The organism is Rhizobium sp. CFBP 13726, from assembly GCF_014841925.1.
Taxonomy (GTDB): domain Bacteria; phylum Pseudomonadota; class Alphaproteobacteria; order Rhizobiales; family Rhizobiaceae; genus Neorhizobium; species Neorhizobium soli.
The window spans coordinates 508813-533839 of record NZ_JACYUU010000003.1; the positions used below are offsets into that span (position 1 = coordinate 508813).

General features: G+C 59.4%; 25 protein-coding genes. 16 read left to right on the top strand and 9 right to left on the bottom strand.

Annotated elements, in window-relative coordinates:
- Positions 1 to 210 precede the first annotated feature (210 nt).
- From IFT66_RS16415 to motA, 6 genes are all read right to left on the bottom strand, one after another.
- On the bottom strand, positions 211 to 3216 hold the full coding sequence (locus IFT66_RS16415) for a beta strand repeat-containing protein (protein ID WP_192078241.1): 3006 nt from the start codon (positions 3214 to 3216) through the stop codon (positions 211 to 213).
- Between the two features lie 659 nt (positions 3217 to 3875).
- A complete protein-coding gene (gene glf, locus IFT66_RS16420) occupies positions 3876 to 5027 on the bottom strand; it encodes a UDP-galactopyranose mutase (RefSeq protein WP_174195620.1) in 1152 nt (383 codons plus the stop codon).
- A 225-nt stretch (positions 5028 to 5252) separates the two neighbouring features.
- Positions 5253 to 6290 (bottom strand): flagellar motor switch protein FliG, encoded by a 1038-nt coding sequence (gene fliG, locus IFT66_RS16425; protein ID WP_062453820.1) that lies wholly within the window; start codon positions 6288 to 6290, stop codon positions 5253 to 5255.
- 28 nt (positions 6291 to 6318) lie between these two features.
- Positions 6319 to 6915 carry a flagellar motor switch protein FliN gene (fliN, locus tag IFT66_RS16430; protein WP_062453819.1) on the bottom strand — a complete coding sequence of 199 codons (597 nt, stop codon included), beginning with the start codon at positions 6913 to 6915 and terminating at the stop codon, positions 6319 to 6321.
- A gap of 55 nt (positions 6916 to 6970) precedes the next feature.
- Positions 6971 to 7909 carry a FliM/FliN family flagellar motor switch protein gene (locus IFT66_RS16435; RefSeq protein WP_192078242.1) on the bottom strand — a complete coding sequence of 313 codons (939 nt, stop codon included), beginning with the start codon at positions 7907 to 7909 and terminating at the stop codon, positions 6971 to 6973.
- A gap of 2 nt (positions 7910 to 7911) precedes the next feature.
- The gene (gene motA / locus IFT66_RS16440) at positions 7912 to 8784 is read right to left on the bottom strand and encodes a flagellar motor stator protein MotA (RefSeq protein ID WP_062453817.1); all 873 of its coding nucleotides are present in this window, start codon (positions 8782 to 8784) and stop codon (positions 7912 to 7914) included.
- 205 nt (positions 8785 to 8989) lie between these two features.
- Between motA and flgF the strand changes: the two genes are divergently transcribed.
- Genes flgF through IFT66_RS16455 form a run of 3 tightly spaced genes read left to right on the top strand, consistent with a single transcriptional unit; the run spans position 8990 to position 11692 of the window.
- Positions 8990 to 9724, top strand: coding sequence for a flagellar basal-body rod protein FlgF (gene flgF, locus IFT66_RS16445; protein WP_062453816.1), 735 nt, complete (start codon positions 8990 to 8992; stop codon positions 9722 to 9724).
- Positions 9725 to 9742: 18 nt separating this feature from the next.
- Positions 9743 to 11134, top strand: coding sequence for a flagellar protein export ATPase FliI (gene fliI / locus IFT66_RS16450; protein WP_062453815.1), 1392 nt, complete (start codon positions 9743 to 9745; stop codon positions 11132 to 11134).
- Positions 11135 to 11146: 12 nt separating this feature from the next.
- A complete protein-coding gene (locus tag IFT66_RS16455; RefSeq protein WP_174195621.1) occupies positions 11147 to 11692 on the top strand; it encodes a flagellar protein in 546 nt (181 codons plus the stop codon).
- 143 nt (positions 11693 to 11835) lie between these two features.
- On the opposite strand, the gene IFT66_RS16460 is transcribed toward IFT66_RS16455, so the two are convergent.
- Positions 11836 to 12801, bottom strand: a complete 966-nt coding sequence (locus IFT66_RS16460) for a flagellin N-terminal helical domain-containing protein (protein WP_162759501.1) — start codon at positions 12799 to 12801, stop codon at positions 11836 to 11838.
- A gap of 297 nt (positions 12802 to 13098) precedes the next feature.
- Between IFT66_RS16460 and flgB the strand changes: the two genes are divergently transcribed.
- From flgB to fliP, 10 genes are all read left to right on the top strand, one after another.
- Positions 13099 to 13488: a flagellar basal body rod protein FlgB gene (gene flgB / locus IFT66_RS16465; protein WP_062453812.1), complete on the top strand. Its 390-nt coding sequence runs from the start codon at positions 13099 to 13101 to the stop codon at positions 13486 to 13488.
- A 5-nt stretch (positions 13489 to 13493) separates the two neighbouring features.
- Positions 13494 to 13907, top strand: a complete 414-nt coding sequence (flgC, locus tag IFT66_RS16470; RefSeq protein ID WP_062453811.1) for a flagellar basal body rod protein FlgC — start codon at positions 13494 to 13496, stop codon at positions 13905 to 13907.
- A gap of 2 nt (positions 13908 to 13909) precedes the next feature.
- The gene (locus IFT66_RS23755; protein WP_062453810.1) at positions 13910 to 14248 is read left to right on the top strand and encodes a flagellar hook-basal body complex protein FliE; all 339 of its coding nucleotides are present in this window, start codon (positions 13910 to 13912) and stop codon (positions 14246 to 14248) included.
- Positions 14249 to 14265: 17 nt separating this feature from the next.
- On the top strand, positions 14266 to 15054 hold the full coding sequence (flgG, locus tag IFT66_RS16480; protein ID WP_062453809.1) for a flagellar basal-body rod protein FlgG: 789 nt from the start codon (positions 14266 to 14268) through the stop codon (positions 15052 to 15054).
- An 84-nt stretch (positions 15055 to 15138) separates the two neighbouring features.
- Positions 15139 to 15591, top strand: a complete 453-nt coding sequence (gene flgA / locus IFT66_RS16485) for a flagellar basal body P-ring formation chaperone FlgA (protein ID WP_244473995.1) — start codon at positions 15139 to 15141, stop codon at positions 15589 to 15591.
- Between the two features lie 17 nt (positions 15592 to 15608).
- Positions 15609 to 16706 (top strand): flagellar basal body P-ring protein FlgI, encoded by a 1098-nt coding sequence (locus IFT66_RS16490; RefSeq protein WP_371816134.1) that lies wholly within the window; start codon positions 15609 to 15611, stop codon positions 16704 to 16706.
- Positions 16703 to 17260, top strand: coding sequence for a MotE family protein (locus IFT66_RS16495; protein WP_062579097.1), 558 nt, complete (start codon positions 16703 to 16705; stop codon positions 17258 to 17260). The genes IFT66_RS16490 and IFT66_RS16495 overlap by 4 nt, the downstream gene beginning before the upstream one ends.
- Entirely contained in the window at positions 17257 to 17979 is a 723-nt protein-coding gene (flgH, locus tag IFT66_RS16500; RefSeq protein ID WP_062453806.1) for a flagellar basal body L-ring protein FlgH, read from the top strand. Before IFT66_RS16495 ends, flgH begins: the two co-directional genes overlap by 4 nt.
- 46 nt (positions 17980 to 18025) lie before the next feature.
- Entirely contained in the window at positions 18026 to 18532 is a 507-nt protein-coding gene (locus IFT66_RS16505; protein WP_092661182.1) for a flagellar basal body-associated FliL family protein, read from the top strand.
- Positions 18529 to 19266: a flagellar type III secretion system pore protein FliP gene (fliP, locus tag IFT66_RS16510; RefSeq protein WP_062453804.1), complete on the top strand. Its 738-nt coding sequence runs from the start codon at positions 18529 to 18531 to the stop codon at positions 19264 to 19266. Before IFT66_RS16505 ends, fliP begins: the two co-directional genes overlap by 4 nt.
- 104 nt (positions 19267 to 19370) lie before the next feature.
- Here the strand turns inward: fliP and IFT66_RS16515 are convergent, their stop codons facing one another.
- Together IFT66_RS16515 and IFT66_RS16520 are read right to left on the bottom strand one after the other, a co-directional pair.
- A complete protein-coding gene (locus IFT66_RS16515; RefSeq protein ID WP_062453803.1) occupies positions 19371 to 20246 on the bottom strand; it encodes a flagellin N-terminal helical domain-containing protein in 876 nt (291 codons plus the stop codon).
- A gap of 278 nt (positions 20247 to 20524) precedes the next feature.
- Positions 20525 to 21403, bottom strand: a complete 879-nt coding sequence (locus tag IFT66_RS16520; protein WP_062579100.1) for a flagellin N-terminal helical domain-containing protein — start codon at positions 21401 to 21403, stop codon at positions 20525 to 20527.
- A 585-nt stretch (positions 21404 to 21988) separates the two neighbouring features.
- Between IFT66_RS16520 and IFT66_RS16525 the strand changes: the two genes are divergently transcribed.
- From IFT66_RS16525 to IFT66_RS16535, 3 genes are all read left to right on the top strand, one after another.
- Complete coding sequence (locus IFT66_RS16525) at positions 21989 to 22870, top strand: flagellin N-terminal helical domain-containing protein (RefSeq protein ID WP_062453801.1); 882 nt, start codon at positions 21989 to 21991, stop codon at positions 22868 to 22870.
- A 304-nt stretch (positions 22871 to 23174) separates the two neighbouring features.
- Positions 23175 to 23822, top strand: a complete 648-nt coding sequence (locus IFT66_RS16530) for a hypothetical protein (RefSeq protein ID WP_192078243.1) — start codon at positions 23175 to 23177, stop codon at positions 23820 to 23822.
- Positions 23819 to 25027 (top strand): MotB family protein, encoded by a 1209-nt coding sequence (locus IFT66_RS16535; RefSeq protein WP_192078244.1) that lies wholly within the window; start codon positions 23819 to 23821, stop codon positions 25025 to 25027. The genes IFT66_RS16530 and IFT66_RS16535 overlap by 4 nt, the downstream gene beginning before the upstream one ends.

The following is a 25027-nucleotide window of genomic DNA, read 5'->3' on the forward strand; positions in this document are numbered from 1 at the left end:
TCCCGTTCCAAGGCAGCGATGCTGACGATTGACGCACTCCACGCGTCTTATCCTTGTAATTATCGGGGTTAGCTTGCGTCGGGCTTGTTATTGCGGTCGCGAAGCAGGGTGAGGGCAATCCAGACTTGCATGCCCTGCGGTCAACCAAAAAGGCGGCGCAGTCTAAGCTGCGCCGCCTTTGATGATGGAGCGTATCGCCTTCGCTGGTCGTCAGACCGACGAGTATGCGGCAATGACAGCTGCGACCTGTTCGTCGCTCAGGGCCTGGATCTGACGCGAGTTCAGGGCATTGAGCTGTGTCGAGGCCAAGCCGGCAATGTCTTCTGTAGACAGGCCGGAGATGGACTTGGTGCTGATCGCGGCGATCTCGTCAGTCGAGAAGGCTGCAATTTCGTCGGTCGACATTGCGGCGATGCCGCCAGAGGTCAGACCGGCAATCTGCGAGCTGGTCAGTGCAGTAACCTGATCCAGGCTGAGCGCTGCAACCTGATCGGTTGACATGGCCGAGAGCACCTTGGAGCTCAGCGAACCGATGTCGGCCGTTTCGATTGCACCGATCGCGGCGGTGGACAGTGCCGAGATCTGCCTGGAGGTCAGCGCGCCGATCTGGGTGGAGCTGAGGGCTGCAACCGTATCAGTGCTTAGAGACGCGACCTGGTCGGTGGACAGGGCCGCAATCTGCTTGGAGCTCAGCGAACCAACGTTAGCGCTGAGAGCAGCAAGCTGATCCGTGGAGAGACCGGAGATTGCCTTCGTGCTGATGGCCGCGACTTCGTCAGTGGAGAAGGCTGCGATTTCGTCGGTCGACATGGCAGCGATGGCACCCGAGCTCAAGCCGGCGATCTGCGAGCTGGAGAGAGCCGTTACTTGATCGATACCGAGAGCTGCGACCTGGTCTGTCGACATAGCCGAAAGCTGCTTGGAGGTGAGGGCAACGACACTGGCGGTCGAGATTGCGCCGATCGCGTTGGTGGACAGAGCCGCGATCTGAGTGGACGTCAGTGCGCCGATCTGGTTGCTGCCGAGCGAAGCGATGACATCCGTGCTCATCGATGCAATCTGGGCAGTCGACATCGCCGAGATCTGCTTGGAAGTCAGGACAGTCACATCGGTCCCGAGGGCAGCCAGCTGATCCGTGGACAGGCCGGAGATTGCCTTGCTGCTGATGGCGGCGACTTCGTCAGTCGAGAAGGCTGCGATTTCGTCGGTCGACATGACAGCCATGGCACCCGAGCTCAGGCCGGCGATCTGCGAGCTGGTCAGGGCAGTTACCTGATCGACACTAAGAGCTGCGACCTGGTCTGTCGACATGGCCGACAGCTGCTTGGAGGAAAGGGCAACGATGTTGTCTGTCGCGATTGCGGCGATTGCGGCAGTGGACAGAACGCCGACCTGCGTGGACGTCATTGCGCCGATCTGGCTGCTGCCGAGTCCGGCGATGACGTCGGTGCTCAGCGATGCGATCTGCGCGGTCGACATCGCCGAGATCTGCTTGGACGTCATGGACGTGACGTCGGTGCCGAGGGCAGTAAGCTGATCCGTGGACAGGCCGGAGATTGCCTTGCTGCTGATCGCGGCAAGTTCGTCAGTGGAGAAGGCTGCAATTTCGTCGGTCGACATGACAGCGATGGCACCCGAGGTCAGCCCTGCGATCTGCGAGCTGGACAGAGCCGTCACCTGGTCGACATCAAGAGCTGCGACCTGGTCTGTCGACATGGCCGAAAGCTGCTTGGAGGTGAGAGCAACGATACTGTCGGTAGCAATCGCTGCGATGGAGCCGGTCGACAGAACCGCAATCTGAGTGGACGTCAATGCGCCGATCTGGCTGCTGCCGAGCGATGCGATGACATCCGTGCTCAGCGATGCGATCTGGGTGGTCGACATTGCCGAGATCTGCTTGGAGGTCAGGACAGTCACGTCGGTTCCGAGGGCAGCGATCTGGTCGCTGGACAGGCCGGAGATTGCCTTGCTGCTGATGGCGGCGACTTCGTCAGTCGAGAAGGCTGCGATTTCGTCGGTCGACATGACAGCCATGGCACCCGAGCTCAGGCCGGCGATCTGCGAGCTGGAGAGAGCCGTCACCTGGTCGACATCCAGAGCTGCAACCTGGTCCGTCGACATGGCCGAGAGCTGCTTGGAGGTCAGGGCGGCGATGTTGTCTGTCGCGATTGCGGCGATAGCGGCGGTGGACAGAACTGCGACCTGAGTGGATGTCAGCGCGCCGATCTGGCTGCTGCCGAGTCCGGCGATGACGTCGGTGCTCAGCGATGCGATCTGGGCGGTCGACAGTGCCGAGATCTGCTTGGACGTCAAGGAGGTGACGTTGGTGCCGAGAGCGGTCAAGTCGTCAGTGGAAAGGCCTGCAATGGCCTTGGTGCTGATAGCGGCGAGTTCGTCGGTCGTGAAGGCTGCGATTTCGTCCGTCGTCATTGCGCCGATTGCGTCGGAGCCGAGGCCGGAGATCTGAGAGCTGGTCAGCGCGGTGGTCCGGTCGAGATCAAGTGCGGCGATCTGGTCGGAGGACATCGCGGAGAGCTGCTTGGACGTCAGCGAGGAGATGGTGTCGGTCGCGATTGCGGCGATCGCGGCGGTCGACATAACGCCGATCTGGCTGGATGTCAGCGCAGCGACCTGGTCGGAACCGAATGCAGCGATCGTGGTGGTGCTAAAAAGTGCGATCTGGTCCGTGCTGAGCGCCGAGACCTGCTTGGAGGTGAGGGCCGACACGTTGCTGCCAAATGCAGCGAAATCGTCGGCGTCGAGAGCGACGATAGCCTTGGTGCTGATGGCGGCAATTTCGTCGGTCGTGAAGCTCGCAAGTTCATCCGTCGACATCACGGCGAGCGACGCGGAGCCGAGAGCCGCGATCTGCGTGCTGCTGAGCGCGGTTACCTGATCGGCATCGAGAGCTTCGATCTGGGTGGAGTACATCGCGGCGAGCTGCGAGGTCGACAGACCCTGCACATTGCCGGTCGAAAGGACACCAAGCTGGTCGGTCGACATGCCCAGCACCGCAGCGGCCGAGATGGCGCTGATCTGTGCGGACGACATGACCTCGAAGTCGCCGGTTTCGATCGCAGCGATCTGCGACGATGAAAGTGCTGCGATCTGAGTGGAGCTCAGAGCGGCGACGTCATCCGTGCTCAGCGACGCAATCGTCGTCGTGGACATCGCCTTGATCTGGTTTACGCTTAGAGATGATACGATAGAAGTCATTATGTGCGCCCTCGGAGTTGGTTGATCACGTACGCATTCCCCTGTCCCTGGCTGCGTAATGAACGAACAGTTCCTACAGCGACCCAGGCGCGCAAAGGCGCCTGCCGGCAATCATGCCCACGTAGCCGGGCGCACTCAGCGACCACAACTCGGACCTCATGACGGACGAAACAATATCAAGTGAGACATGGCTCCTGCGAGCCTGCGTATTGGAAGGGCATCATGCTTCCAGAGCTGTTCGACAGCTCTGACCCCCTACGCCGGTGGCCGAGAAAGATTCCATACAAAGCCTCCCCGCGTTGCGTCTGACGCATGGGGGAATGGGACCTGTGTTTGAACTTTCGCGATCACTAAAGATGTAATGGAGTACCGCTTAATTTTGGGTTAATGCCGAGCGAGACTTCAGGAGTTTACTACGCCCGGCAAGAACTCAATGGAACCTGATTTGCCGGTTCACTGTCGCAGGAAGCAGCGACCTAAAGTTCCACTGAATTGGCGGTCTTTTCGTCAGCGACGAACAGCATCGCGCAATCGAACCGCAAGATATTGTCGACGCGACAAAGTATAGCGCGGCCATTTTCACCAATTCCGGTGCAGCCATCCGTTTCCCGCAAATCCGGGCAACCCTTCTTGCAGACTATGCCACTGTTACATCGGCTCTACGGATTAACGAAAAACGCTCCGAGCGCGCCTTTCCCCTGCAGGGCGTTGATATAGGCGTCCCCCGTGTCCAGGGCCTCGCGGATCGTCACGTCCATGTCGAGGTAACGATAGGTGCCGAGCCTGCCGACGAATGTCACGTTCTGCTGCGTCCGGGCCAGCTCGACATAGCGCTCGAGCAAGGCCTTTTCGTCGGCCATGCGGATCGGATAGTAGGGGATGTCGCTTGGTCCGCAGGCGCGCGAATATTCCCGGTAGCAGATGCTCTTCTCATGGGTTTCCCAAGGCGAGAAATGCTTGTGCTCGGTAATCCGGGTATAGGGAATGTCGAGATCGCCGTAGTTCATCACGGCGCAGCCCTGGTAGTCGCCGTTGTAGCTGAAGCGATCGAAATCCAGCGTCCGATAGCCTAGCCGACCCAGTTCGAAGTCGAAGTAACCGTCAAGCGGTCCCGAATAGAAGACATGGTCGAATGACGCGGCATCTGGCCGGGTGAAACGGGTTCCGAGCCTGACCTCGATGCGCTCGTGATTGAGAATGCGTTCAACCATTTCCGTATAGCCGTTCTCAGGCATGCCCTGAAAACGATGGAAAAAGTAGTTGTCGTCATAGTTGAAACGGACGGGCAGACGCTTCAAAATGCTGGCCGGCAGCTGGCTTGGCTCGCAGCCCCATTGCTTGACCGTGTAGCCCTTCAGGAACGCCTCATAGAGATCACGGCCGACGAATTTCAAAGCCTGCTCTTCGAACGTCTTCGGCTCACCGATGGACGTATCGGCCAGCGACGCGATAAACTGTCTTGCCTCGTCGGGTCGCAGCGTCTTGCCGAAGAACTGGTTGATCGTGTGCAGGTTGATCGGCAGCAGGAACACGCGCCCGCCACTGGTCGTCTTCACGCGGTTGACATAGGGCATGAAGGTCTGGAACTGGTTGACATAATCCCAGACCGGCTCATCGTCCGTATGAAAGATGTGCGGTCCGTAGACATGCACCATCACGCCCGTATCGCTGTCACGCTCGGTAAAACAGTTGCCGGCGATGTGGGCGCGCTCGTCGAGAACGACAGCGGAATGACCGGCCTCCGCAAGTTTCCTGGCGATGACGGCGCCCGACAATCCGGCTCCGACCAGCAATATGCGCTTATTCGACATCGATCTCTCCCAGTGGCATTCAGCATGTCGGCCCACGAAAGCGCGACATCTCCCCATACTCGTCCAGCTCGGCGAGCGCGAAAGCCTTAACCGATTCGCGGCGCTGCGAGCATAGTTTCCATCGTGTCTCGGCTATGCTTGACCGCATCCGAGATGGCGAAGGATAACAAAATGCCCGCACGAGGCGGGCATTTCGGTGTTGGATGCGTCCGGCAGCGGAGGCAATCAGGCCGCTTCGCTTGCCGGTGCTTCTTTTTCCTTGAGTTCGATCTGGCCGGAATTGGCAAGCCGGATCGCTTCCTGCGAGATCGCGCGGCGGGCAAGCGCCACTTCGCGCGGGTTGATCGTACCGCCGGCGGCAAGATCCGATTCGACCATGCGGCGCTGGCGTGGGCTGAGGCAGACGAGCACGGATTCGCGCATCGGTGCCGACGAACCTTTCAGCGCCATCGTCAGGATGTCGCCCGCGATATCGTTGAGCAGGATGACACGGCTGCGCTGCGGCATGACCATGAGATCTTCGAACAGGAAGATCTTCGGGCGAACCTTCTGGGCTGCTTCCTGGCTGACCTGTTCCAGTGATTCGAGCAGGGAATCGACCTGTGGCTTTTCGAGCTGGTTCATCAGGTCTGCGACCTTGACCGGGCCGGTCGAGTTCCGCTCGGCATCGATTTCGTTGACGAGATCGGCGATCCGCTTTTCGATGATCTGCACCGCCTGCGGATTGACGTTCTTTAGGTTCACCGCACGCTTCATGATGTCGGCACGCAGGCTTTCCGGCAGTTCGACCAGGATCTTCGCACCAAAGGCGGAAGGCAGCATCGAAAGGATGTAGGCGATCGTCTGCGGATGTTCGCGGCCGAGATACTTGCAGATGAACACCGGATCGGCGTCCTGAAGACGGTCCCAGAGACTGTCCTCGTAGGTCTGGAACGCGGTGCGTCTTCCCAGCAGTCCGTCGACCTCTTCCGGCGTCAGGCCTTCGTCGAGAATCTTTTCCATCGCCATGGCGTTGTCCATCAAACCTGTTCCTTCGGTGAACAGGTCTTCGAACTCGTTGACGAGAGTGGTCAGTTCGTCTGGCGGAATGGCGCGCAGGCTCTGCGCGGAGGCAATGATTGTCTGCAGTTCGGCTTGGGTAAAATACTTCAGCAGCTTACCTGCAACGCCCGTTCCCATTGCGAGCAGAACCGCAGCCGCTTTCTCTGCCTGAGAAAGCGGCTGGCCGGGCAGGTTGTCACTAAAGGTATCGAAGTCCATCATGGGCTTGTCCTAAAACGCTAAATTCATTTTAGCTCTTGGGAGCTCCTGACAATTCAGTGAGCTTTACGCCGAAGCGTGTATCGTCGTCTTCGAGAAGCGTGATTTCGCCGCGGGCGATCAGGCGACCGTTCACGGTGATATCGACCGGCTCGCCGATTTTCTTGTCGAGCGTGATCGTCGTGCCTTCCTTGAGGCTCATCAGACCCTTGACCGGCATGCGGCTTGAACCGAGCACGATCTGGACATCGATCGGAATGTCCAAGATGAGGTCATGATTGGCCTCGAGGCTTTCACCATGCGTGTCGGATCCGAAGCTCGGCATCGCACTTGCGCCACCACCAAAGCTGCTGGCTCCGAAGTCGGACTTGCCAAGGTCGCCACCACCAAAGTCGCTGCCGCCGAAATCGGTCGAGCCAAAGTCGCTCGTTCCGAAATCCGTCGAACCGAAGCTGTCGCTGCCGAAATCGGAGGCCGGTGACGCGAACGGATCGGCCGACAGCAGCGTGCCGTCCTCGTCCGCCTTCAATGCGCCACGTAGGTCGTCGATCGCGTGTTCCAGATCCAGGCTGCTCGAGGCGATCGGATCTTCAGTCAGTTCGTTTTTGACGGTCGTTTTTCTAGCCATGATCTATTATCCACATCGAAACTTGTCTGAAGCTGCCGGGCGCGGAGGCGCCGCGTCAATTATCGAGAATTTTTTTGAGTATATTGCCGTCTGGAGAGACGTTGGATTTTATCTTTACGGAATAGCTGTCGCCGGACCGGCCGAACTCGCAGCGGTAGATCAGTTTCCCGTTCGCATCCATATCGACCCCAATGTCGCCGATGTCTTCGAACGGTATGGTATCACCAGGCTTCAATCTGGCAATTGAGCCAAGCTTGAGCGGCGTGAGCTTGATGCGCGCGCAAAGATCGATCTGCGAGCGCAGCACGTGATCGGCAACGGCGTCGGCCGGCGCCGGAAGACTGTTTGCCAGTTGTCCGGAAGGACGGGTGATCGTCGTCTTCAGCAACACGCTTTGCGGAATGACGATCACGACCTCACCCGTCAGCGATCCAAGCTTGACCTGAAGCCGGACCGCGGCTGCGAAACAGTCGGGGATCTCCAGCGACTGCCGGGCGTAGTCGGTGATCGGATAGCATGGCGACAGCACCGGCTCGAACTCCCCCTTGGGGCCGAGGCCGAGGCGAAGCACGCCCGCGATCCGCGAAACGAGCAGCGATGCGATATCGCCCTCGATAGACGTCAACGTGCGCGTGTCATCAGAAGGCTGGTCGGTATCGCCGAGCAGCTGCGCGATCATGGCGATCGGCAGGCTGTTCCGGGTGGCGATCACGAAATGGGTACACCAGTTGCGCTGACTGGCGCTGACAAGCGTGTAACCCGAGCCAAGCCCCGCGATGACCTGAGAGCGCAGACCGGAGACGTGGCCAGCATACTCGACGCCGATGTCGAGCTGCATTTCCTCCTGGACGACATCGCCGAGAAGCTGGCATTGCAGGGCCGCAACATCGCTGCAGCAATGGGCAATCGTCTTCACGTCACCCAGGCTGCCTGTCAGCCGCGCAAGGACGATCGGGTCGATCGGCTTAGTGACTTCGCTCGACGGATTGTTCATCGTTAGGCCGCCTTGCTCTCACCACCGGGGTTCATCATCTCCTGCTCGACGGCGTCGATCGAAGGACGATCGCCGTTGCCGATGGTCTTGCGACCGTATTCGAGAGCGACCTGCGGTACGGAGCCGTTCATGTAGGCGATGAGCGTCTGCTTGACGATCGTGTAGAGGCGATGCTGCTTTGTGCGGACGACCTTGATCTGCGAGGTCAGCGGATTGCAAACGCAGTAGGAGAGAATGATACCGAGCATGGTGCCGACCAGTGCGGCGCCGATCAGTCCGCCCAGGACCTCAGGCGACTCGTTGATCTTGCCCATGGCCTTGATGACACCGAGAACGGCGGCGACGATACCGATGGCCGGGAACGAGTCACCCATTGCGGTAATCGCATGATAGGGCTTGAGCTTGTCGGACAGCATCGTCTCCAGCTCTTCGTCCATCAGCGCTTCGATCTCGTGGCTGCGGGCGTTGCCGATGATGATCAGGCGAACATAGTCGCAGATGAACACGGTCAGCTGCTTGTTTTTCAGAACCGTCGGAGCCGTCTGGAAGATCGACGATTCCTGCGGATTGTCGATATGCGCTTCGATCTCGTTGCGCGGCTTGGTTCTTAGGTCGCGCATCAGTGCGTAGAGAACGCCGAGGATGTCGAGATATTCGCGCTCCTTGGGAACCGCGAACTTGAAGGCTTCACCCAGTGCCTTGCCGCTGTCTTTCACGACCTTGATCGGGTTGGCCATGATAAAGCCGCCCAGGCCTGCGCCGCCGATGATCACCAGCTCGAAAGGCTGGAACAGAACATTGAGATGGCCGCCCATGGCCATGAAGCCACCAAGCACGCAGCCAATAGTGATTATGAAACCCACAATGATCATCATTTTGATGTGTATCCGCCGTCATTAATGCAGCGGAACATCTAGGCGGGTAGCCTTGCGTGAAGCTGGCTATCGCAGCCTCTCCGCCGTTTCGCATTTTCGATCAGCTTCACACAAGCAACCCCTGTTTGAATGCGCACGAAGGCCGGTTCAGGCCGCTCGGCGATTCCTCGATGGTAGGAGCCGCTTCATCTCAGGAGATCCATCGATGCAATCTGGTATTTATGTTGGCCTGTCGGCCCAAATGGCGCTTGAGCGGCGGTTGACGACCGTCGCGGACAACATGGCCAACATGAACACCGTCGGCTTCCGGGCGACCGAAGTAAAGTTCGACCAGATGCTCGCCAAGATCGATAACAACATCTCCGCGTCGGTTTCCTTCGTGTCGCAGGGCAACGACTACCTCTCCACGAGATCGGGAGAACTGCAGCAGACCGGCAACCCTCTCGACTTTGCGGTCAAGGGTGACGCATGGATGGCGATCGATACGCCGGCGGGCCAGGTCTTGACCCGTGACGGACGCTTCACCATGGCAGACACGGGCGAACTCCAGTCGATCCGCGGCTATCCGGTTCTCGATGCCGGCGGTGGCGCCATCCAGCTCGACCGCAACGGCGGCCCGCCCTCGGTCGGCACCGATGGTCGCATCATGCAGGACGGCAGGATTGTCGCTTCGCTCGGCCTCTTCCAGGCCGATCTTTCCAAGGGCTATCTGCGCTATGAAAACAGCGGCGTCCTGCCGTCGTCACCGGCACAGCCGGTCGTCGACAACAGCGACGTCGGCGTCATGCAGGGCTTTATCGAGCAGTCGAACGTCAACGGCATCGGCCAGATGACCGAGCTGATCTCGATCAGCCGCAATTTTGAAAGCATTTCCTCGCTTCTCAGCTCCACAGACAGCAGCTTCACCGAGGCCATCAAGACCTTGGGCGGTAGCCAGTAAGCCGGAAAACGATCCCTCATGACCGCAAGTCAGACAGTTCACGGCCCGGCAAACAAGCTCGATCTCTTGGCAGCCCTTGTTGGGCGCCACACCGGGCCGGCCTTTGCGTTTGCACCGGGCGGCGTGGTCACCGCAATTTCCGCGACCTATTACACCGTCAGCGGCCTTTCGAAACATGTCAGGCTGGGCGACTTCGTCGAGCATTGCAGCAGTGTTGGTACGCATCTCGGCCAGGTGATCAAGGTCGAGTCCGACCAGGTTCATATCTGCCCGATCGAACCGGGCGAGCCGATCGGCATCCGTGACAGTGTTCTGCGCATCGGTGAGTTCAAGGTATCCCCGCATGACAGCTGGTGTGGTCGCGCCATCGATGCGCTGTGCCGGCCGATCGACGACCGCGGCCCGCTCGTGCAGGGCGACGTGGCGCGGTCGATCATGAGTACCGCGCCGCCATCCATGTCCCGCCGCCGTGTCGAGGAAGGTTTCCGTACCGGCGTCAAGGCGATCGATATCTTCACGCCGCTCTGCTTCGGCCAGCGCCTTGGCATTTTCGCAGGCTCGGGCGTCGGCAAGTCGACGCTCCTGTCCATGATGGCCGGCGCCGATGCGTTCGACCGCGTTGTGATTGCCCTCGTCGGGGAACGCGGCCGCGAGGTGCGCGAATTCATCGAAGACACGATGGGCGAGAACATGAAGAAATCCATCGCCGTGGTGGCCACCAGCGATGAAAGCCCGATGCTGCGCAAGATGGCGCCGCTGATCGCCATGACTATTGCCGAGCACTTTCGCGACAAGGGCGAAAACGTGCTGTTCATCGCAGACAGCGTGACGCGCTTTGCGCATGCGGTGCGTGAAGTCGCGATCGCCGGCGGCGAGTTGCCGATTTCGCGTGGCTATCCGGCTTCGGTATTTACCGAACTGCCCAAACTGTTGGAACGGGCAGGGCCGGGCCTCGAAGACAGCGGTACGATCACCGCCATCATTTCCGTCCTCGTCGACGGCGATAACCACAACGATCCGGTCTCCGACTCCGCCCGCGGCATTCTCGACGGCCACATTGTGCTGGAGCGCGGTCTCGCCGACGAAGGTCGCTACCCGCCGATCAATCCCCTGTCGTCGATCTCGCGTCTCGCCCGAAAGGCCTGGACGCCCGACCAGGAGAAACTGGTCATGCGGTTGAAAACACTGATGCATCGCTTCGAGGAAACCCGCGATCTGCGCCTGATCGGCGGCTACCGGCAAGGGACCGATGCCGATCTCGACATGGCGGTGAGGCAGGTGCCCGCGATCTATGAAGTGCTGAAGCAGACGCCCGGCGACAAGCGCGTTGCCGACGCCTACGCGGAGCTGGCCATCGCGCTGCGCAATGTCGCGGCCCAGGGCCAGATGCCGGCTCTCAAGAGGGGTTGATGAGGATTGGGGATGAAATTCACGCAACGGCAGAAACTGGCAAAACGCTTCAAGAAGAAGTCGGACGAAAAGACCACGGCGGCAGACATCACGCTGAAGGGCGGCACGTTGTTGCTCGCCGTCGCCGCCGCCATGTTCCCGTGGTACGTCTTCCTCAACGAAGATAAGTTCGGCGTCAACGTTTCGGGTTGGGAGCAACTGCGCGACCTGCGCAGCTTCCGTCAGCGCGACGTGGTCGAAGTGCCGCCGATGTCGGTGGCCCGCAAACCGCCCGAGGACCCGACCGACCTGCTTGTAACGGCAACAGTTCCCAAGGCGGGCGCGGCCGATGCGAAAGGCGAGGACACGGGCACTCAGCAGCCGTTCCCTGGACGCTCCAGCTTCCGTCTTCTTCACGTCGCCAACGGACGCGCGATGATCGAGGACGATCGGGGAATGTACATTGTTCAGACGGGTTCGGTCCTGCCGGACAACAGCCGCCTGGCCGCGCTTACCCAGAAGAACGGCAAATGGGTGATCGTCACCTCCACCGGAGAAATGTACGAAAGCGCCCAGTAAGCAACTGGCAGCACAACAAAAAGCTTCGGCACGTCCGTACGCTGCCCATCAAAGCTGTATCCAGCTTTGATGGGGTCAGTTCACCGGCGTCCGAGGCTTTTTATTGCGATAATTTCAGAGCCGTGACGCTGAAGAGGGCCGCCCTACCTAAAGAGGGTCGCGAGGCTCTGCAGATGGGTATTGGCCATGCCAAGGATTTGGGACGAAAGCTCCTGCTGGGCCTGATAGGCGCTGACCTTGGTCGACTCCGCCTCCATGTCCGCATCGATGAGGTGCGAGATGCTCTTGTCAAACACGTCCGCCAGGCTCGAAACGAAGCTCGACTGGGTATCGATCCGGTTCGACATCGTCCCAAGCGTTGAACCGAGCGTCGTCAGCTTCTGCTGAATGTAGTTCATGACGTTGATCATGTCGTCGATGTCTTCGGACGTCGTCTCGTCGGTCAGTTCGATCGGCGAACCATCCGTGGCGATCTCCGACCCTGCGTCCAACAGATAATACTGTTTGCCCGAGCCGCTTCCGTTCGAGGCAAGAGTGCTCGGATCGATCGAGCTCGTTAGAAGCCCGCGGTTTGCATCGCCGGTATCGATCAGCGTGGAATTGCTTGCATCGAATGTCGCGTAGGACAGCGATACTGAACCCGACACACTGCGCTGGAAATAGGCCGGAACGGTTTTCGCGCCAGCGTCGGCCTCCGACGAGTTGTAAAGCCAGTTATCACTCCCGAACGATGCGGATTTGATCAGTGACGAGAGGCTGGCCTTGAGATCGCTGATTGTGGCGTTGACGGCGCTCTGGTCGACACCGTCTTCCTTGGCGGTGGTGAGGTTGGCCACGATCTGGTCGGCAATATCGATCGACGATTCGACCGCGGAATAGGCGGCATCGACCTTTGCGGCGCCAAGACCGAGCGCATCGTTCACACTGCTCAGAATTTTCGTGTCCGACGTCATCGAATTTGCGACCGACCAGTAGCTCGCATTATCTGCCGGGGAATTGATCTTGTAGCCGCTGGAGGTACGCTTCTGTGCCTCTTCCAGCGAATCACTGGTGAACAGCAGAGTCTGCAACGCACTCTGGATATAGCTGACGGAGATAGCGTCGGACATCAGGCATGATCCTTGAAAACTAAGGGATTTTGCCAAAACATCTGGCTGCGATCGAATGGCTTCATGCCCGCCTGGTCGAAGACGCAGGCCCATCGCTTTTGCAGCAATTTGTAAGCTTATGTTTAACAGAAAGTTAATTAGGCCTCAACGGTCGACCCGCAAAACCTCGTGCAACGGGTCCGCACCCACGCAGCATTCATCTTTGTTGCCGGGCTCGCCGCGGGTCTGCGGGCATCAGCACAAGTCCCACGCAAGTTTCTAATCTTACTCCTTTGTCGAGAAGACGGAGAAGACGTGATGCAACAGATCCAATTGTTTGAGCTTGCCTCCAGGCAGGCGGAGTGGCTGTCGATCCGGCAACAAGTCGTCAGCACCAACATCGCCAACGCGAATACACCACAATACCGGGCACAGGACGTGACGCCGTTCCAATCGGTACTCGACGCCTCGAACATCCCGATGGCGCGCACCAATTCGGCCCATTTCGCCAGCGTCGGCCTTGGCTCGGACAATGTCGACGTCAGGGACGAAGATCTCAACAACGAGATCGGCAACCAGGAGTCGGGCAACACGGTTGCTGTTGCCAGCGAACTCTCCAAGAGCGGGGAGATCAAGCGCCAGTACGAGCTGAATACGCAGCTGGTGAAGGCGTTCCACAACATGATGTTGACCGCAGTCGGCAAGTGAGCCCAATGGATCCTTTATCAGCAGCCCTCAAGATTTCTGGCAGCGGCATGGAAGCGGAAGCGACCAGGCTCCGCATCGTGTCGGAAAACATCGCCAACGCCCGCACCACCGGCGATACGCCGGGTGCCGATCCCTATCGCCGCAAGACGGTGACGTTCGGCGCCGAACTCGACCGGGCAACAGGGGTCAGGACCGTCGGCGTCCAGAAGATCGGTGTCGACAAGGGTGACTTCGTTGAAGAACTCGACCCCAGCAATCCGGCAGCGGACGCAAACGGCGTCGTCAAGATGCCGAACGTCAACATGCTGATCGAAATGGCAGACCTGCGTGAAGCAAACCGCAGCTACGAGGCAAATCTCCAGAGCATTCGCCAGTCCCGCGATCTGATCTCGGCGACCATCGATCTCTTGAAAGGTTAAAGATGATCAATCCTATTGAGGGCCTTGGCCTGTTCACAAAGCAGACCGACGGCGTCTCCGGCGACAATACGGCAGCAAATGTTCTCGGCACCGCGGTCAACGCGGCAACGACGGCCGTTGCAGGACCGGGCTTCGGTGATGTCCTGGGCAGCATGGCAACAGACGCGATCAACGCCGTCAAGGGCGGTGAAACTGCATCGTTTGCCGGCATCCAGGGTAAGGCGAACACGCGTGAAGTGGTCGATGCCGTTCTCCAGGCCGAACAGGCGCTGAAGACGGCAACGGCGTTCCGCGACAAGATCGTGTCCGCCTACCTCGACATCACCAAGATGCAGATCTAGAGACTGGAGTAGAGACCATGAGAGCACTAGCAATTGCCGCCACCGGCATGGATGCGCAGCAGACCAATCTCGAAGTCATCGCAAACAACATCGCCAACATCAACACGACCGGCTTCAAGCGGTCGCGTGCCGAGTTTACCGACCTTCTCTATCAGACCGAGCGCGCTTCGGGCGTCGCCAACCGCGCCGATCAGTCCGCTGTGCCGGAAGGTGCCAATATCGGTCTCGGTGTTCAGACGCAGTCCGTCCGCAAGCTCCACATCCAGGGCGAAATCACCCAGACGAGCAACGATCTCGACATGGCGATCGTCGGGCGTGGTTGGTTCATGGTCGAAGGCACCAACGGTGAGACCCTATACACCCGCGCCGGGTCCTTCAACAAGGATGCCAACGGAAGACTGGTGACTGCCGACGGTTACGGTGTCATCCCGCAAATCACCATTCCGACTGACGCGACGTCGGTCAGCGTCAGCGAAGACGGGATCGTCAATGCGACGATCGGGACATCGACGACCCCGACGGAACTCGGCCAGATCACTCTGACCAACTTCGTCAACGATGCCGGTCTGAAGCCTTTGGGCGACAACCTGTTTTCTGAAACGGCGGCATCCGGGCAGCCGGTGGTCGCCAACCCGCAGGAGACTGGCTTCGGCTACCTCAAGCAGGGCTATCTCGAGAACTCCAACGTCGATTCAGTCAAGGAGATCACCGATCTGATCTCCGCTCAGCGTGCGTATGAAATGAACTCGAAGGTGATCACCACCGCCGACGAGATGGCGCAGATCGTCAGCCAGAACCTCAAGTAGCGGAAGATAGAAGGCGGACCGAGCATGATGCTTTGGCAAGAGAACGTCCGGAAAACCGGTCGGGCAAGCAGCTGGAAAACCGGAATGAAGACCTGGCTGGCCGGGGCGCTTTTGAGCGCGCTCATCCTGCCGGGGGCGGCATTCGCGGAGCCGCGCAATGCCGTCGTGCCCAGCACCACGATCTATCCGGGCGATACGATCGGCGAAGCGTTCGTCAGCGAGGTGGCCGTCACCAATCCGAATATCGCGCCGGGTTATGCCAGTTCGCTGGATCAGGTAGTCGGCAAGGTCACGCGCAAGACGCTGCTTGCCGGCCGCACCATTCCTTTGAACGTTCTCCGCGATCCTTTCACGGTCAAGCGCGGCACAAGTGTTAGGCTTACCTTCTCGTCGCAGCGCATGGTCATCGCCGCCCGCGGCGCGCCCATGGACGATGCGATGACAGGCGAGGTCATCAAGGTCAGGAACCTCGATACGGGCGTCATGGTCAACGGCACGGTGATGGCGGACGGCAGCGTCGAGGTGGTTCAAAAATGAGTATGGTCCGGAAACTGATGATTGCGGCGATCGCGGTCATCACGATGCTGCCCGTCACCGATGCCACGGCCACGTCGTCCCGCATCAAGGATATCGCTTCGCTGCAGTCCGGTCGCGAGAACCAGTTGATCGGCTATGGCCTGGTCGTGGGTCTGCAGGGAACCGGCGACAGCCTGCGTTCGTCTCCGTTCACCGATCAGTCGCTGCGCGCCATGCTGCAGAACCTCGGCATCTCGACGCAGGGCGGTCAGTCCAGCGCCAAGAACATCGCCGCAGTCATGGTCACCGCCAACCTTCCCTCGTTTGCAAGCCCCGGCAGCCGCATCGACGTCAATGTCAGCTCGCTCGGCGACGCCACCTCGTTGCGCGGCGGCACGCTGATCATGACATCGCTCACCGGCGCCGACGGACAGATCTATGCCGTCGCGCAAGGGTCGGTGATCGTCTCCGGCTTCAATGCACAGGGTGCGGCTGCGACACTGACCGAAGGCGTCACCACAGCCGGTCGTGTGCCGTCGGGAGCGATCATCGAGCGCGAGCTTCCGTCCAAGTTCAAGGATTCGGTCAATCTGGTGCTGCAGCTTCGCAACCCGGATTTCTCGACATCGGTTCGTATCGCCGATGTCGTCAACGCCTATGCCCGCCGCACCTTTGGCGATCCGATCGCCGAAGCGCGCGACAGCCAGGAAGTGGTTGTCCAGAAACCGCGCTCAGCCGACCTGACCCGCCTGATGGGCGACATCGAAAATCTCGTGGTCCAGACCGACGCCCCCGCACGCGTGGTGATCAACGAGCGCACCGGTACGATCGTCATCGGCGCCGATGTCCGGGTCGCCCGGGTTGCAGTCAGCTACGGCACGTTGACTGTTCAGGTCACCGAGACGCCGCAGGTCATCCAGCCCGAACCGTTCTCTAGGGGAGAAACGGCGGTGCAGCCGCAGACCGACATCATGGCCGAAAAGACCGGCGGACCGATTGCCGTCATCGACGGACCTGATCTGAAGACGCTGGTCGCCGGCCTGAACAATATCGGCGTCAAGCCGGACGGCATCATCTCGATCCTCCAGGCGATTAAGTCTGCCGGAGCCCTGCAAGCGGAGCTCGTTCTGCAATGACCAACACAGTTTCAGGCAGGTTCCCGGTTCTCGCTACTCGCAGCTCGGTCTATCTGATCGCCGCCGCTCTCTCGCTCTGCCTCCTACCGGGCGCCCGCGCGCAGCAGCAGCCGCAACTTCTTGGCGCCGCACAGGAAGCCGGAGGCAGCCAGCAGGAAGTCCAGCAGTTCTGCGGCAACATTGTCGATTCGGCCCGCGACCAGCGTTATCTCCTGCAGAAGCAGGAACTGGAAAAGCTGCAGGGCGACATCAACACGCGCATCACCGAGCTCGAAAATCGGCGCGCCGAATATCAGGATTGGCTGAAGAAACGCAACGCGTTCCTGGCCAGCGCCAAGGCCAGTCTGGTCGAAATCTACAAGACGGCAAAGGCTGACGAAGTCGCGCCGCAGTTCGACCAGATGAACATCAACATTGCAGCCGCCATCATCATGCAGCTGCCACCGCGGCAATCGGGCCTGATCCTTGCCGAAATGGACGCCCAGAAGGCTGCCATGGTCGCAATGATCATGGCGAGCGCCGCAGACCCCAATACCTCCAAGGACCCGTCATGAAAAAGCAACTCACGGCTCTTCTTGCGATGACATCGCTGATCGCCGGATGTCAGAACGGGCAGATGACGACCATCAAGGAAATCGGCAATGCGCCGGCCATGAGCCCGATCGGCAGCGGCCTGCAATATGGCCAGACGCAGCAGATGTCGATGTATCCGAAGCAGCCGCGCCACATGGCGAGCGGCTTCTCGCTGTGGAGCGACAGCCAGGGCGCCCTGTTCAAGGATGCCCGTGCGCTGAACGTTGGCGACATCCTGACGGTCAATATCTCGATGAACGACAAGGCGAGCTTTGACAACGAGACGGATCGCAGCCGCAAGAATTCCAAGACCACCAACTGGCAGGCCGCCGCGGAAATCCTTGGCTGGAAGCCGGAGGCAGATTCGACGGCGGGCTTTGATTCCGACAGCCAGTCGAACGGCAAGGGCTCCATCAGCCGCGCCGAGAAGCTGACGCTTCTCGTGGCCGCGGTCGTCACCGGCGTTCTCGAAAACGGAAATCTCATCATCAGCGGCTCGCAGGAAGTGCGCGTCAACCATGAGATCCGCATCCTCAACGTTGCCGGCATCGTGCGCCCTCAGGACGTGAATGCCGAGAACACGATATCCTATGAGAAGATCGCCGAAGCCCGCATTTCCTACGGTGGCCGCGGTCGCCTGATGGAAGTCCAGCAGCCGCCGGTCGGCCAGCAGATCAGCGACATCTTCTCGCCGATCTGACCGGGCGCGATTCGATGTCCCTTACTACTAGCGGAGTTTAGCCACCATGACCGACGCCAGCCTCACGGCGGATCAACCAGCGAAGAAAAAGTCTTCCCTGGTGATGACTGCGGCGGCCGTACTGGGACTGACGGTCGTCGGCGTGGGCGGAGGCTGGGTTGTCGGCAAGATGATCGTCCCGTCGCCGGTCGTGGAGGAGGCACCTGCCGCCGGTCATGGCGCAGCCGCGGCTCCTGCCGGGGGAGGGGAACACGGCGCCGCTGCCGGTGCGAGCCACGTCCGGCCGCTGGAACCGATCATTGCCAACCTCGCCTATCCTTCGGACAGCATGGTCCGCCTCGAGGTTTCGTTAATATTCGGTGAAAACATCGATGAAGCGGTGGCGGCTTCCATTCAGGAAGATATACTCGCCTATATGCGGACCTTGTCGCTGCAGCAAATTCAGGGGCCACGCGGCTTCGGTTATCTCCGAGATGACCTGAAGGAACGCGCCAAGCTGAGGTCTCAGGGCAAGGTTGCTGATCTGGTGTTCAGGACTTTCATCATCGAATGATTCGTTTTTTAGCCGTTCTTGCTCTCTTCGCTGCGTTACCTGACGCGGCGAATGCGCAACAGTCTGCCCTGGACATGCTGAACCTGCCGGTCGACGGCTCGGTCTCCGCCTGGATCATCCGCACCTTCGGCCTGCTGACGGTTCTATCCATCGCGCCCGGCATCCTGATCATGGTGACGAGCTTCCCGCGCTTCATTATCGCGTTCTCGATCTTGCGGTCCGGCATGGGCCTTTCGACCACACCGTCCAACATGATCCTCACCAGCATGGCGTTGTTCATGACCTTCTACGTCATGGCACCGACAATGGACCGTGCCTGGCAGGATGGCGCACAGCCGCTTTTGCAGAACCAGATCAACGAGGCCGAAGCGATACAGCGCATCGCGCAGCCGTTCCGCGAATTCATGATTGCCAACGTCCGCGACAAGGATGTGGCGCTGTTCGTCGACATCGCCCGGGAACGCGGCCAGACGGTCACGCTCGGCGCGCAGACGGACTACCGCGTGCTGATCCCGGCATTCATGCTGTCGGAAATCCGCCGCGGCTTCGAAATCGGCTTTCTCATCGTCCTGCCATTCCTCGTCATCGACATGATCGTTGCCAGCATCACGATGGCGATGGGCATGATGATGCTGCCGCCAACCTCGATCTCGCTGCCGTTCAAGATCCTTTTCTTCGTCCTCATCGACGGCTGGAACCTTCTCGTCGGCTCGCTGGTCAGATCGTTCTCGTAACGCGCGGGTCGTCTCGCAGGCGAAGCTGCAATCCCAACCAAACCAACGAAAAAAGGCCGCGCATTGAGCGCGGCCTTTCTTTCGTATGTTGAACCAAACGCGTCTTACTGGAAGAGCGTGAGGATGTTTTCCGAGCTGGAATTCGCAATCGACAGCGACTGGACAGCGAGCTGCTGCTGCGTCTGCAGGGCAGACAGCTTGGCAGACTCTTCTTCCATGTCAGCGTCTACGAGACGGCTGATGCCCTCATCGATGGCGTCCGAAAGCTGGTTGGAATAGTCTGTCTGGAGATCGATACGTGTAGTCAGAGCACCGAGAGCGGCGCCGCCGATGGTCATCGTGGCGAGAGCATCTTCAACCGTGGTGAGCATCGCCGCGATTTCAGTTTCGTCAGCGATCGTGGACAGATCGATGTCCATGACCTCGCCGAGGATGCCGTCGGTGCCGACGCCGCCGGTAACGTCGTCGAACAGTGCAAAGGTGGAGATGCTGTAGGTGGCGGACGTTACCTTGACGGTGCCGTCGTCACTGCGGACGAAGCCGTCTACGACCGTACCGTCGGTCTGGTCGCCGGTGACCATCCAGTTCTCGCCGCTGAAGGATGCACCCTGCGCGATCGACGACAGCTGTTCCTGCAGCTTGTCGATTTCGAGCTGGATCTGTTCCTTGTCGGTCGAGGTTTCCGTTGCCGTAACGAGCTTGGACTTGATCTCGTTGACGACGTCGATGGCACTTTCCATCGCGGCGTAGGCAGTGTCGACCTTTGCAGCGCCAACGCCAAGTGCGTCGGTAGCGGCATTGAGCGCCTTCTGGTCGGAATTCATTGTGGTGGAGATCGACCAGTAAGCAACGTTGTCCGATGCTTTGCTGACCTTGTAGCCGGAAGAAACGCGGTCCTGAGTGTCTTCCAGGCCCTTGTTGATGCTGCTGAGCGTCTGGAGTGCAGCATTGGCTGCGCTGTTGGTAAGGATACTCGTCATGTTACTAAACCCCTAGGCAAAACAAAAAAGAGGGGACATTCCGGAAGCACCGGAAAGCGGCCTGAGTGCATCATGCCAGTCGGAAAATACTCACTCATTCCGGCCCGCCGCTTAGATGAGCTTAGATAACAGCATTAACGTTAATGAAGTCCGAAGGTAGACGGTCTTTGACGAGAAAAAAGATCTTTCTTTACCATGGCCGGATCGAAGGTACGAAAAAAGCCCCGGGGATGACCCGGGGCTTTCCTTGAACAAACCAGACGTGAAGGCTGGTCTTCTTACTGGAACAGCGAGAGCACGTTCTGCGAAGAGGAGTTCGCGATCGACAGCGACTGGATGGCGAGCTGCTGCTGGGTCTGCAGGGCAGACAGCTTGGCAGATTCTTCTTCCATGTCGGCGTCGACCAGGCGGCTTACGCCTTCTTCGATCGCGTCAGAAAGCTGGCCGGAATATTCCGACTGCAGGTCGATACGGGTGGTCAGAGCACCAAGTGCGCCGCCAGCGATCGTCATGCTGGAAAGAGCCGTTTCAACGGTTTCGAGGTAGGTCGCGATTTCCGCGTCCGTCGTCGCGTCCGTGAGGTCTGCGGTTTCCATCAGGTCGCCGAGGATGCCGCCCGCGCCGACGCCGGCGTCAACAGACTCGAACAATGCATTGTTGGTGATGTCGTAGGTTGCCGTCGTAACCTTGACCGCACCTTCGGAGTCGCGAACGAAGCCGTCGACAACGCTTGCAGTTGTCTGGTCGCCCTGGACGATCCAGTTTTCACCGCTGAACGAAGCGCCTTCGGCGATCGAGGACAGCTGTTCTTTCAGCTTGCCGACTTCGAGCTGGATCTGAGCCTTGTCGGTCGAGCTTTCCGAAGCGGTAACAAGCTTGGCCTTGATTTCGTTGACGACGTCGATGGCGCTTTCCATGGCGGCATAGGCGGTATCAACCTTGGCAGCGCCAACGCCCAGAGCGTCGGAAGCAGCGTTGAGGGCGCCCTTGTCGGAATTCATCGTGGTCGAGATCGACCAGTAGGCAACGTTATCCGAAGCCTTGCTCACCTTGTAGCCGGTCGAAACGCTGTTCTGCGTCTGCTCCAGGCTCTTGTTGATGGTGCTCAGTGTCTGAAGAGCGGACGAAGCAGAAGAATTAAAGTTGATGCTAGTCATGGATTGTCCCCTTGGACTCTATACAAAAAAGGAGGACATACCGGGTTCGGTAGTGTCACCGGCAAATGACGGCCCGGCTTCATGCCTCTTGTTCCTTACCGGATCCAAGCCCGTCATCTAGGCTGCAATTTCGCAGCCATTCCTTGCCAAGGTATTAAATCTGGTGGCATTGCTAAAACAGCTTCCAGCGTGGTTAATGACTTCAAAACAAAAGCAAATTCATGCCATTGCAGGTTGGTTCAGAAGGCTGTCCGAAGGTGGAACGCGCTGCGGCGTCGGAGCCGCGTTGCAGCTGCGGTGCAACGATGGGATCCTTTCCACCTCTATCCTGCGAGCAGACCGTGGAGGCAGTCATTCAGGGTCCCCTAAAACCTACCGCCCATTAATCTTCGTTCGCGAAAGCTAAAAATGTTCCAGCCCGCGTTAACTTTTGTTCCCGCTTTAACCCTCCATTAACCATAAGATGATTTTCTGTGTCCATCGCAACGGCGAGCCGAATGCAAGGGCGCGGCAGGCATGAAGCTGATCGTCGTTACCGGAACACCCGGGATGCCCTCCCATCCAATGCCATAAGGGGCAGTTTTAATGACCAGCATCTTGACCAACAACGCCGCAAACTCTGCACTTCAGACGTTGAGGGGTATCAACGATAGCCTGGAGCAGGCGCAGAGCCGTGTATCCTCGGGCTATCGCGTATCCGAGGCCTCCGACAACGTTGCCTACTGGTCGATCTCGACCACGATGGGTTCCGACAAGGACGCTTTGGTGGCTGCGACCGACGCTCTGGGAGTTGGTGCTGCAAAGGTCGATACGGCCTACGCCGCCATGGAAAGCGCTATCGACGTCGTCAACGAAATCAAGTCGAAGATCGTCACCGCGAACGAAAATTCGACCGACAAGGCACAGATCCAGCTTGAAATCACCAAGCTGCAGGAACAGCTGTCCTCGATCGCCCAAGGTGCTTCGTTCAGCGGTGAGAACTGGATGGTTGCAGAAGACGGCGCCGAGCCAGAATCGGTCGTCGACGGCTTTATCCGCAACGACGACGGTACGGTCGAAGTCACGACGGCATCCTATGACGTTTCAACCAACGCCATGTTCGAAGTTATCACTGACGGTGTCGGCTCGGGCGGTCTCCTCGGCGATGTCATGGACATTGCGCTGACGGCCGACACCACGGACACAGAACTCGCAGAATATCTCGACAATGTCGAACTGGCTCTCTCCAGCCTCACGGATGCTGGTGCTGCCCTCGGCGCGCTGACCACCCGTATCGACCTTCAGACCAGCTATGCCGGGACTCTGACGGATGCGATCGAAGAAGGCATCAGCCGCCTCGTCGATGCCGACATGGAAGAAGAGTCTGCCAGACTGTCTGCTCTGCAGACGCAGCAGCAGCTGGCCGTCCAGTCGCTGTCGATTGCAAACTCCAGCTCCGAAAACATTCTTACGCTTTTCCAGCAGTAAGATTGAACATACCAGCGAAATTATGCCGGCCGCGCTTTCGAGCGCGGCCGATTGCATTTGCGGCACGGCTCTTGCGGCGTAGGTGTCAGGTATCTTGGTGTCGTCGCACCTTGTCGTTCAGGTTCACGAGGACTGCATCATCCTCGCACAAGTTTAACTTCCTAATTTCTGATCTATTCCCATGGCGAACTCCGCCGCCCCGGCGATCGGGCGCGGGCCGGAGGCCGGTGTGGAGCATCACAGAACGGGCGATGCGTGAGACGTTGCGGCCTTGTTCCGCAAACGACGTTGATGGAGTGCGTTGATGAATTCCCCACTTGCGCGGTATCTCAGAGATTTCGGCGCCGAGGCTGCGCTGCTTGCGGCCCCGATAGAAACGCCCTCTCACTTTGCGTCGCCCGCCGAGATGCCGGCGCTGGAAAGCTTTGCGCAGACCGTAGAAGTCGATCTCGAGGCCGAGCGTCGCGAAGCCTATGATGAAGGTCATCTTGCGGCGACCCAATCCTTGACGGCGCAGCATGCCGAAGAGCTCGAAGCGCTGAAGGAACAGCATGCGCAGGAGATCGAACAGCAGCGTCTCCAGTTCGAGGACGGGTTGGCCGATTATCTCTCGAAGGCTCTTCCGGATCTCGCGTCGCGGGTCTCTGCCGAACTGTCCGAGGCGACGGCCCGCGTTCTGTCTCCCTTGCTCAAAGAACAGGTGATGCGCGGCGCTATCAACGAGCTTGTCGAGGAGCTGAAACCGACGCTCGCCAAGGAAATTCTGGAGCAGATTACGGTTTTCGGACCGGAGCACCTCTGCGATCTTCTCAAAGCCCAGCTTGAGGAGAAAGGCGATGCGGTGTCGTTCGTCCACACAGATGACACCGACATCCGCGTCGAGATCGGTGATTCGCTTCTCGTGACGCGCCTTTCTGCCTTTGCCGCCGACCTTGAGAGGGTGCTGGCATGAGCGAAGCTGAGAACCATCATCACGGCAAAAACGAAATCATCATCATCAAGCGTCACCGCGGCGATCACGACAGCCATCACGGCGGTGCGTGGAAGATTGCGTTCGCCGACTTCATGACCGCCATGATGGCCTTCTTTCTCGTCATGTGGCTGGTCAACGCCGCCAATGAGGAAACGAAGGCATCGCTCGCGAGCTATTTCAATCCCGTGCCGCTGTCTGACGACACGCCCGCATCCAAGGGCATCAAGAAGCCGTCGGATCAGGCCAAGGGCGAAGATTCCGACAAGAAGTCCACCGTGGAGAACGACAAGACGGGCGGCGGCAAGGCGGGCATGGATGGCGAGTCCATTTCCGCCTCTGGCGACGACATGACCTTTTCCGAAGCAGCTCTGTTCCAGAATCCCTATTCCGTGCTTGCCAGCATCGCTCAGGAAGTAGGCCAACAGGCCAATGTCAGCACGAAGGGCGAGGGCGGCGCGAGCGATTCCGGTCCGTCCACCGGTGCGGATGGCGGAGAAGCCTATCGCGATCCTTTCGATCCGGATTTCTGGAGCAAGCAGCTCGACACACCGGCGCAAGCCAAGCTCGCTTCGGACACGAGTCTGCCGGGCGAGCAGGCGAGCGCCTTTTCCCAGCCGCCCGCCGTGGAAACTGTCCCAGTATCGGTTAAGCCCGATGCCGTCTCAGCGCCCGATGCTTCCGATGCATCGGTCAAGAAGGTAAAGGCTGAACTCGACGCCGCCGGGCAGGACAAGGCCGAAGAGCTTCAGAAGGAAATTCAGGCGCAGGTCGCGGGGATTGCCGGCAAGCTGGCCGAGGGCATCGTGGTGCAGCCGGCCGAAGGCGGCACGCTGATCACGATCTCGGACGAAGCAAATACCGCGATGTTCAATGTCGGATCCGCATTGCCCGGCAAGGAGCTCGTGCTCGCCATGGAAAAGATCGGCAAACTCCTGGCCGCGCGTCCAGGGTCGGTGATCATTCGTGGCCACACGGACGGACGGCCCTTCAAGGGACGCACCGGAGACAATTGGAGCCTGTCAATGTCCCGCGCGCATGCGGCCTATTACATGCTCGTGCGGGGCGGCTTGAACGAGGAGAGGGTAAAGCAGGTCTCTGGATTTGCCGACCGGCGACTTCAAAACGTCGATGATCCGATGAGCGGCGCCAACCGCCGTATCGAAATCCTGCTGGGCAACGGATAA